This is a genomic window from Achromobacter sp. 2789STDY5608615, assembly GCF_001298995.1.
Lineage (GTDB): Bacteria > Pseudomonadota > Gammaproteobacteria > Burkholderiales > Burkholderiaceae_B > Achromobacter > Achromobacter insuavis.
The window spans coordinates 33,545-43,282 of the sequence record NZ_CYTY01000006.1 but is presented as its reverse complement, the minus strand read 5'-3'; the positions used below and the strand labels follow the sequence as shown (position 1 = coordinate 43,282).

Below are 9,738 nucleotides of genomic sequence, written 5' to 3'. Positions count from 1 at the left end.
GTGTCGCCGCCGTCATGCATGGGCGTTTCGATGATACCCGGGGCGACGGCGTTGACGCGGATATTGTGCGGCGCCAGTTCCAGCGCCAGCGCCTGCGTCGCCTGGTTCAGGCCGCCCTTGACCAGCACCGGCAGCAGCGCCGGCACCTGCTGCTGCGGCTGCAGCGCGATGCTGGCGGTGATGTTGACGATGTGCCCGCCGCCGTGGGCGGCCATGTGGGCGGCGGCTTGCTGCGACGGGTAGAAGAAGCCCTTGAGATTGGTGCCGAACAGCGCGTCGGCGTCGTCGGGGGTGTATTCACCCAGCGGCTTGGCGATGAAGATGCCGGCATTGTTGACGAGCACGTCGACCTTGCCAAAGGCCTGCGTGGCGCGGTCGAACAGGGCGCGCGCGGTGTCGGGGTGGCCGATGTCGCCGGCCACGCCCAGGAAACGCGGCGGATTGCCCAGCTGGCGGGCGGCCTGCGCCAGGCGCTCGGCGCTGCGGGCATTGCCCACGACGTTGTCGCCGCGCTCCAGATAGGCGCGGGCGATGGCCAGGCCGATGCCGCTGGAGGCGCCGGTCACGATGATGGTCTTGGGTTGCTTGGACATGTGTGGACTCCGAGATAAGAGGGGGTAGCGCCACTCTACTTATGACTCGAAACGTGATAAACACACCAAATATCAAATCAATGAATACATCGTGTAATGAATAGGGGCCTGCCATGCAACGCCGTTTCGAAGACCTGATGCTGGGCAGTGTCGAACTGTTCTGCCTGGCGGCCGAACTGCAGAGTTTCACCGCCGCCGCCAATGCCGCCGGGGTGACGCCGGCCGCGGTCAGCCGGTCGGTGTCGCGGCTCGAAGAACGGCTGGGCGTGCGCTTGTTCGTGCGCACCACGCGGCAGATCCGCCTGACCGCGGCGGGCCAGCGCTACATGGAGCAATGCCGTTCGGCCCTGGCCCTGCTGAACGAAGCAGAGCGCGAAGTCACCGGCCAGCAGGCCGAGCCGGCCGGCAAGCTGCGCATCAGCCTGCCCACGCCTTACGCGCATCATCGCGTGCTGCCGCTGCTGGGCGAGTTCCGCCAGCGCTACCCGCTGGTGCAGGTCGATGTCCACATCAGCAACCGCAACATCGACTTTGCCGAGGAAGGCTACGACCTGGCGATCCGGGGACGCCTGCCGCCCGATTCCAATTTGGTGGCGCGCAAGCTCGAGGACGCGGAGATGGTGCTGGTCGCCGCGCCCGGCTACCTGCGGCGGGCGGGCACGCCGCGCACCCTGGACGATCTGCGGGAGCACGACTGCATCCAGTTCGAACTGCCCAGCACCGGTCGCAACATTCCCTGGATCTTCATGCGCGATGGCCGACAGATCGAGGTGCCGACGGCAGGCGGCACCAGCTGTTCGGGCGACGTGCTGGGCGGGGTCAGCCTGGCGCGCCATGGCGCCGGATTGTTCCAGGCCTATCGCTTCTCGGTACAGGACGACCTGCGGCGCGGCGATCTGGTTGAAGTCATGCAGGCATTCGGCGGCGCTTCGCGCGCATTCACCCTGCTTTATCCCCATGTGCGCCACGTGTCGCTGCGGGTGCGGACGTTTGTGGATTTCCTGCTGGAGCGCCTGCGCCAGTGAGCGTCGCGCGGCGCTGCGCCCGCTGGCTCAACCACACGCTGCCCACCACGATCGCCATGCCGGCCATCTGCGCCGCGCTCAGGCGCTGGTCGAGCAGGGCCCAGCCCAGCAGCACCGCCGAGACCGGACTCAGGAAGCCCAGCGACGACACCACGGCGGGCTCCAGGCGCGCGATGCCGCGGAACCAGATCACGTAGGTCAGCGCCGCGCCGATCAGCCCCAGGTAGGCGATACCCAGCACGTTGAGCGCGGTCACCGGCGGCAGCGCGGGTTCGGCCAGGAGCGCCACCGGCAGCAGCAGCACGCCGCCCGCCGTCAGCTGCCACGAAGTGAAGGTCAGCGCCGACACCGGCGGCTGCCAGCGGCGGCTCAGCACCGTGCCCAGCGCCATCGACGCGGCGCTGGCCAGTCCGGCGGCCACGCCCACCGGATCCAGCGCCGCCTTGGGGCCGAGCACCAGCAGCGCCACGCCGCCGATGCCGGCCAGCGCCGCCAGCACCGCCAGTCCGCGCACCGGCGTGCCCAGCAAGGCGCGCGCCAGCAGGATCACGACCAGCGGCTGGATCGCGCCCAGGGTCGCGGCCACGCCGCCCGGCAGGCGGTAGGCGGCCACGAACAGCAGCGCCCAGAACACGGAGAAGTTCAGCGCGCCCAGGATCGCGGTGCGCAGCCACCAGATGCCGTGCGGCAGCTGGCGCACGGCCAGCAACAGCAGCAGGCCGGCGGGCAGCGCCCGCAGCATCGCCACCGTCAGCGGATAGCCCTGCGGCAGCATCAGGGTAGTGACGACATAGGTGCTGCCCCAGATGGCGGGGGCGGCGGCGGTCAGGAGCAGGTCGGCGCTGCGGGACATGGCGGGATTCCTTCAGGCCGGCTGGCGCCAGGGAGGGCGGGCCGGCAGCTTCGATACCGACAGGCTAATTGAATCGCCATCGAACGATAATATCGATTCCGGTCGCGACATCATTCACTGGCAGTAAATAAAAAAAGGGCCGTCCCATGGATCATCTCACCGCGCTCAAGGTCTTTCGCCAGGTGGTCGAGCAGGGCGGGTTCGCCGCGGCCTCGCGCCAGTTGCGCCTGTCGCCCGCGGCCGTCAGCAAGAACATCGCCGAGCTCGAGGCGCACGTCGCGGCGCGGCTGCTGAACCGCACCACGCGCCGCATGAGCCTGACCGAGGCGGGGCGGCAGTACTACGAGCAGGTGGCCCGCATCCTCGACGATCTGCGCGACGCCGAGCAGGCGCTGGGTCCGCTGCAGCAGGAGCCCGGCGGCACGTTGCGGGTCAGCGCGCCGATGTCGCTGAGTCTGACGCTGCTGTCGGCCGCCATGCCCCGGTTCCTGGCGCGTTACCCGCGCCTGTCGCTCGACCTGCATCTGGAGGACCGCCGCATCGACCTGGTCAAGGAAGGCTTCGACGTGGCCATCCGCGGCAGCGACCGGCTGGAGGATTCGAGCCTGGTGGCGCGCAAGCTGATGGCGCTGGAACACGTGCTGTGCGGCGCGCCGGCGTACTTCGACCAGCATGGCGAGCCGGCGCAGCCCGCCGACCTGCGGCGCCTGGAGTGCGTGCGCTTCACGCTGTCGGGGCATGCGGACGAATGGACCTTCCGGCGCGGCGCGCAGGTCGAGCGCATCCCGGCGCGCGGCCGCTACAAGGTCAGTTCCAGCCTGGCGGTGTGCGATGCCTTGCGGGCCGGATTCGGCGTCAGCCTGGTGCCGCGGGTGTATGTGCGCGACGACCTGGAGCGCGGCACGTTGCGCGCCGTGCTGCCGGACTGGACGCCGGTGGAGACGGACGTGTACGCGGTGTACCCGTCGCGGCGTCACATGGTGGCCAAGGTGCGCGCGCTGGTGGACTTCCTGGTCGAGGAACTGGCGCCGCCGCCGACGTGAGGCCGGCGGGGCGACAGGCCGGGCGCGGGACGCGGCATCGCGCCGCCGCCCGTCGCCCGGCGCGCGTCAATACATGTGCTGGCCGCCGTTCATGGCGACATTGCTGCCGGTCATGAACGCCGCCGCGTCGCTGCAGATGAACGCCACCAGCGCGGCGATCTCGTCGGGCTCGCCCAGCCGGCCCAGCGGAATCTGCGGCAGGATCTTCTCCTTGAGCACGTCCTCGGGCACGGCCTTGACCATGCGCGTGGCCAGGTAGCCGGGCGACACGGTGTTGACCGTGACGTTCTTCCTGGCCAGCTCCAGCGCCAGCGCCTTGGTGAAACCGTGGATGCCGGCTTTCGACGCGGCATAGTTGGTCTGCCCGAAGGCGCCCTTGGAGCCGTTCACCGACGAGATGTTGACGATGCGTCCCCAGCCGCGGTCGGCCATCGGCCCGCACAGGGGCTGCGTCATGTTGAACATCGAGTCCAGGTTGCTGCGCAGGACGTCGTTCCAGTTCTCGTAGCTCATCTTGCGCAGGCTGGCGTCGCGCGTGATGCCGGCGTTGTTGATCAGGATGTCGATCTCGCGGCCGTCGTCGGCCAGGCGCCGCGCCAGCGCCTGGCAGGCGTCGTAGTCGGCCACGTCGACCTTGACCATGTCGTAGCGGCGGCCGGCGGCCGCCTCTTCGTCGAGCCATTCGCGCGTGGCCGCTTCGCTGGAATGGCAGGTGACGATGACGTCGTGGCCGGCGTCGTGCAGGGCCCGGGCGATGGCGCGGCCCAGGCAGCCCGCGCCGCCTGTGATGAGCGCGGTGCGTTTAGTCGCCATGGCGGGCTCCGAACTGGCTGGCTTCGCGCATGGCCGAGCAGGCCGAGGTCATCTGGTCGCAATACGACGACCACATGCGTGTCAGCGGCGAGTCGGTCAGGCCGCCGCTGGCCGCGGCCGAGGCGTTGCGCAGCCAGCCGCTCACGGCTTCGCTGACGCCGGCGGCCAGCGCCGCCTGGTCTTCCAGCGCGGCGTGGGTGATGGCCTGGCTGGCCTCGAGCTGGCACTGCCATTGCTTGCGCGTGACCTCGCCCAGCGCGGGGGCGATGTTCTGCCAGTTGCCGTCGAGCTTGAGCGGCGCCAGGGTCGACAGGTACTGGCCGGTGCCGTCGCTGGCCAGGCGCTGGCCCAGCTGCAGCCAGCGCTGCTGGCTTTCGCGCGCCAGCTCGCCCAGTCGTTGGCAATAGGCGGCGTTGGCGCCGGCGAGGTCCTGGGGCGTGGGGGCGGTTGTCTTCTTCATCATGCGTCCTTTTAAGAGAGTGGTAAGGGGCAACGAATGCACAGGCCTCACGCCATCTGGCTGAGGGTCTTGCGGAATCGGGTCAACGAGAAGGCGAACAGGACGCTGCCGATCAGCGCCAGCGCCAGGAAGGGCTGCCACACGACGCTCAAGCCCGCGCCGCGGAAAAGAATGGCCTGGCCGAGTTCCACGAAATGGGTGGTGGGGGCGGCTAGCATGATGTTCTGCACGAAATCCGGCATGCTTTCGCGCGGCGTGGTGCCGCCCGACAGCATCTGCAGCGGCAGCAGCACCAGCACCAGCAGCATGCCGAATTGCGGCATGCTGCGTGCGAGGGTGGCCATGAAGATGCCCATGGAGGTGGTCGCGAACAAGTGCAGCGCCACCCCGGCCAGGAACAGCGCCACCGATCCCTCGACCGGCACCTGCAGCAGGCCACGCACGACGAATGTCAACGATAGCGCAGCCGACACCAGTACCACCAGCCCCATGGACCAGACTTTCGCCAGCATGATCTCGGTCGGTGTAACAGGCATGACCAGCAGGTGCTCGATGGTGCCGTGCTCGCGCTCGCGGATCAGGGCCGCGCCGGTCAGGATGATCGACAGCATCGTGACGTTGTTGATGATCTCCATCAGGCTGCCGAACCAGGCCTGCGTCAGATTGGGGTTGAAGCGCATGCGCACGGCCAGGTCCACCGGCAGCTCGGTCGGCTTGCGGTAGCGCTTGACGAATTCATTGATCTCGTCGGTGATGATCTGCTGGATGTAGCTGCTGCCGGTGAACGCCTGGCTCATGCGGGTGGCGTCCACGTTCAGCTGGATCTCGGCCGGCTTGCCGGCCAGCACGTCGCGCTGGAAGTTGGGCGGGATGTTGACGGCGAAGGTGTAGCGTCCGGCGTCCATGCCGGCGTCGGCCTCGGCCGAGGTGATCATTTCTGGCCGGGTGAAGTGCGGCGGGTAGAAGGCCGAGGTGATGCGCGCCGACAGCGGCGAGGCGTCCTCGTCCACCACCGCGATCGCGGCGTTGTGCAGCGACTCGGGCACGGCGGTGGCGGCCGTGTAGATCATCAGCGTGAACGACACGAAGATCAGGACCAGCATCATCGGGTCGCGCGCCAGGCTCCACAGTTCCTTCACGCCCAGCCGGAAGATATTGGCGGTATGTCGCGGCATGGTTCAGGTCTCCTGTTTCTTCAAGAGCAGCACCGAGGCGCCCAGGATCACGGGGATCGCGACGAGCAGGGGCCAGAACGAGCCCTGCAGGTTGGAGAAATCCAGCGCCTTGCTGAACACGCCGCGGCTGATCGTGAGCATGTGGGTGGCGGGGTAGACCTGGCCGATCAGCTTGCCGGCGCCTTCCAGCGACGACACCGGGTTGAGCAGGCCGGCGAACTGCACCGCCGGCACCAGGGTGCCGATCATGGTGAAGAATAGCGCCGCGATCTGGCTGCGCGTGAAGGTCGAGGCCAGCAGGCCGATGGCGGTGGCGACCACGTTGTAGATCAACGCGGCCGCCAGCAGCGTGAGGAAGCTGCCGGTGATCGGCACGCCGAACAGCGTCACCGCCAGCAGCGTCATCAGCAGGAAGTTGAGCATCGCCAGCGCCACGTAGGGCGCCTGCTTGCCCAGCAGGAATTCCAGCCGCGTCACCGGCGTGACGTACAGATTGATGATCGAACCAAGCTCCTTCTCGCGCACCACCGCCAGCGCCGTCAGCATCGCCGGCATCATCAGCAACAGCAGCGGGATCACGGCCGGCACCATGGCCGGCAGGCTGCGCACGTCCGGGTTGTAGCGAAAGCGCGTCTCGATGCCGACCTGCTGCGTGGCGCCGGCCCCCAGCCGTTCGCGCGCCTGCTGCTGCAGCCAGCCCTGGTGCATGCCGAGCACGTAGCCGCGGATGGTCTCGGCGCGCTGCGGCATGGCGCCGTCGATCCAGACGCCGACCTGCGCGTTGCGGCCGCGCTCGGCGTTGCGCGCGAAGCCTTGCGGAATCTCGATCGCCAGCGACAGTTCGCCGCTGCGCATGCGCGCGTCCATGTCCTGGTAACTGCTGATCGGCGGCTGTTCGATGAAATAGCGCGAGCCCGCCAGGTTCAGGCTGTAGTTCTGGCTCAGCGTGGTCTGGTCGCGGTCCATCACCGCGTAGCGCAGGTCTTCCACGTCCAGGCTGATGCCAAAGCCCATCACGAACATCAGCAGCAGCGAGCCGGCCAGCGCCAGCGTGGCGCGCACCGGGTCGCGGCGCAGTTCCAGCGCCTCGCGCCACATGTAGCTGAAGGTGCGCTGCAGGCTGAAGCCGCGGGTCTCGTGCGCCGGTGGCTCCGGGGCGGCGGCCGGCGCGGGCGCTTCCGCCTCTGTCTGGGCCTGGCCCGGCTGGGTGCCGGCCCCGGCGTCGATCAGATAGGCGATGAAGGCCTCTTCCAGCGTCCTGGCGCCGCGCATCCGCGTGATCTCGTCGGGCGCGGCGCTGACCAGCACCTTGCCCGCGTGCATCAGCGACATGCGGTCGCAGCGCTGCGCCTCGTTCATGAAGTGGGTCGAGATGAAGATGGTGACCTGGTCGCGCCGCGCCAGCGCGATCAGCAGGCGCCAGAAATTGTCGCGCGCCACCGGGTCCACGCCCGAGGTCGGTTCGTCCAGGATCAGCAGCTCGGGCTTGTGCACCATCGCGACCGCCAGCGACAGGCGCTGGCGCACGCCCATCGGCAGTTTCTCGGGCAGTTCGTCCAGCACGTCGCCCAGGTCGAAGCGCGCCGCCATCTCGTCGACCCGGCCGGGAATCTCGGCCTCGGGAACGTGGAACAGCCGCGCATGCAGCACCAGGTTCTGCCGCACAGTCAGCTCGCCATACAGCGAGAACGCCTGCGACATGTAGCCGACGCGGCGGCGCGTGTCGATATTGCGCGGGTCGACCTCGGCGCCGAACAGCCAGGCCTTGCCCTCGCTGGCCGGCAGCAGGCCGGTCAGCATCTTCATGGTGGTGGACTTGCCGCAGCCGTTCGAGCCCAGGAAACCGAAGATCTCGCCCTTGCGGATGCGGAAGTTGACGTGATCGACCGCGACGAAGTCGCCGAAGCGCATGGTCAGGTCGCGCGCCTCGATGGCGATGACGGCGTCGTCGTCCAGCGTCAGCGGCGGGATCTCGACGGGCTTGTGGCCGCGCCGCTTTTCCTCGGGCAGCAGCGCGATGAAGGCGGCTTCCAGCGTGTCGGTGTCGGTGCGCTGGCGCAACGCATCCGGCGTGCCGGTGGCCAGCACGCGGCCCGCGTCCATCGCGATCAGCCAGTCGAAGCGCTGGGCCTCGTCCATGTACGCGGTGGCGACGATCACGCTCATGCCGGGGCGGTCGCGGCGGATGTCGTTGATCAGGTCCCAGAACTGCGCCCGCGCCGGCGGGTCGACGCCGGTGGTGGGCTCGTCCAGGATCAGCAGGTCGGGGTCATGGATCAGCGCGCAGCACAGGCCCAGCTTTTGCTTCATGCCGCCGGACAGCTTGCCGGCCGGCCGCGACAGGAACGACGCCATGCCGGTGCTTTGCGTCAGGCTGTCGATGCGGCGGCGGCGCTCGGCCTCGCCGTGGCCGAACAGGCGGCCGAAGAATTGCAGGTTCTCTTCCACCGACAGGGTCGGGTAGAGGTTCTTGCCCAGGCCCTGCGGCATGTAGGCAATGCGCGGGCAGACCGCGTCGCGGTGCGCCTTGCTGGCCATGTCGCCGTCCAGCACCTCGACCGTGCCGGCCTGCACCGCGCGCGACCCGGCGGCCAGCGCCAGCAGGCTCGACTTGCCCACGCCGTCGGGGCCGATCAGGCCCACCATGCGGCCGGCGGGGATGTCCAGGGAGATGTCGTCCAGCGCCAGCGTCTTGCCATAGCGCAGCGTCACCCCCGACAGCTTGACCACCGGGGCGGGGGAGGCTGTCGTGGTCGCGGTCATCACGGCACCTTGACTTCAAGGTTGGCGGGCCATTGCGCGTCGCCGTCCAGCTTCAGCCAGGCCACGCCGGGCAGGCCGGTCTTGACCTGTTGCAGGTGCTGCCGCAGCAGTTCGGGATCGATCTGCGCCTTGACGCGGAACATCAGCTTCTGGCGCTCGGTGGCGGTCTCGACGGTCTTGGGCGTGAACTGCGCGGTGCTGGCCACGAACGACACCTTGGCCGGGATCACGTATTGCGGCGCGGCGTCCAGCACGATGCGCACGTCCTGTCCCAGCGCCACGCGGCCGGCGGCCTGCTCGGGCAGGAAGAAGGTCATGTAGACGTCGGCCAGGTCGACCATGTTCAGCACCTTGCCGCCCGCGCCCAGCACTTCGCCGGCCTGCGCCACGCGGTATTGCACGCGGCCGTCGCGCGGCGCGCGCAGTTCGCTGTCGGTGATGTCGGCCTCGATGCGGGCGATGGTGGCCAGCGCGGCGTTGACCGCGGACTGGGCGCCCACCTGGGCCGCCTTGGCCGCGTCGATGGCCGCCTGCGCCGCCTTGACCTGGGCGCGCGCGGCGTTGACGGCGGCCTGCGCGCTGCGCATGCGGGCGCGGTCGTCATCCAGTTCCTGGATCGACGAGGCGCCTTCCCTGGACAGCGTCTCGGAGCGCGCCAGGCGCCGGCGCGCGGCGTCCAGCTCGCTTTCGCGCTGCGCCACCACGGCCTCGGCGGCCAGCTTGTCGCTCTCGCGCTGCGCGATCTGGGCGCTGGCGCTGGCGGCGTTGTTGATGGCCTGCTGGTGCTGGGCGCGCGCTTCCTCGCGCTGCGCCTGCAGCGTGTCGATCTGCATGCGGGCCAGCGGCTGGCCGGCGGCGACGAAGTCGCCCTCGGCCACCAGCACGTCCTGCACGCGGCCGGCCAGCTTGGTGGCGACGTCGACCTCGGTGGCCTCGATGCGGCCATTGCCGCTGACGAAGCCGGCGCCGGGGCCGGTGTCGGACAGCATGCGCCAGCCGTAGTAGCCGGCGAC

The 9,738-nt window shown here is 69.2% G+C and carries 9 protein-coding genes; 2 read left to right on the top strand and 7 right to left on the bottom strand.

The window, feature by feature from the left end:
- The coding region (locus AOZ49_RS06900; RefSeq protein WP_054474805.1) for an SDR family NAD(P)-dependent oxidoreductase at window positions 1-593 on the bottom strand (593 nt) is incomplete at its 3' end.
- A gap of 113 nt (window positions 594-706) precedes the next feature.
- Here AOZ49_RS06900 and AOZ49_RS06895 point away from each other — a divergent pair.
- Entirely contained in the window at window positions 707-1,618 is a 912-nt protein-coding gene (locus tag AOZ49_RS06895) for a LysR family transcriptional regulator (protein ID WP_054474706.1), read from the top strand.
- On the opposite strand, the gene AOZ49_RS06890 is transcribed toward AOZ49_RS06895, so the two are convergent.
- The gene (locus AOZ49_RS06890; RefSeq protein WP_054429031.1) at window positions 1,533-2,471 is read right to left on the bottom strand and encodes an EamA family transporter; all 939 of its coding nucleotides are present in this window, start codon (window positions 2,469-2,471) and stop codon (window positions 1,533-1,535) included. The two genes, AOZ49_RS06895 and AOZ49_RS06890, sit on opposite strands and share 86 nt — an antisense overlap.
- Window positions 2,472-2,617: 146 nt before the next feature.
- Here AOZ49_RS06890 and AOZ49_RS06885 point away from each other — a divergent pair, with 146 nt between their 5' ends.
- Window positions 2,618-3,514, top strand: a complete 897-nt coding sequence (locus tag AOZ49_RS06885) for a LysR family transcriptional regulator (protein ID WP_054474705.1) — start codon at window positions 2,618-2,620, stop codon at window positions 3,512-3,514.
- A gap of 66 nt (window positions 3,515-3,580) precedes the next feature.
- Here the strand turns inward: AOZ49_RS06885 and phbB are convergent, their stop codons facing one another.
- The 5 genes from phbB to AOZ49_RS06860 form a co-directional block, all read right to left on the bottom strand.
- Complete coding sequence (gene phbB, locus AOZ49_RS06880; protein ID WP_054429029.1) at window positions 3,581-4,327, bottom strand: acetoacetyl-CoA reductase; 747 nt, start codon at window positions 4,325-4,327, stop codon at window positions 3,581-3,583.
- Window positions 4,317-4,790 carry a hypothetical protein gene (locus AOZ49_RS06875; RefSeq protein WP_054429028.1) on the bottom strand — a complete coding sequence of 158 codons (474 nt, stop codon included), beginning with the start codon at window positions 4,788-4,790 and terminating at the stop codon, window positions 4,317-4,319. The genes phbB and AOZ49_RS06875 overlap by 11 nt, the downstream gene beginning before the upstream one ends.
- Window positions 4,791-4,834: 44 nt before the next feature.
- Window positions 4,835-5,962 carry an ABC transporter permease gene (locus AOZ49_RS06870; protein ID WP_054429027.1) on the bottom strand — a complete coding sequence of 376 codons (1,128 nt, stop codon included), beginning with the start codon at window positions 5,960-5,962 and terminating at the stop codon, window positions 4,835-4,837.
- 3 nt (window positions 5,963-5,965) lie between these two features.
- Entirely contained in the window at window positions 5,966-8,725 is a 2,760-nt protein-coding gene (gene rbbA, locus AOZ49_RS06865) for a ribosome-associated ATPase/putative transporter RbbA (RefSeq protein WP_054474704.1), read from the bottom strand.
- Window positions 8,725-9,738 (bottom strand): HlyD family secretion protein (locus tag AOZ49_RS06860; protein ID WP_054474804.1); only part of this gene is annotated, 1,014 nt, incomplete at its 5' end. The genes AOZ49_RS06860 and rbbA, both read right to left, overlap by 1 nt.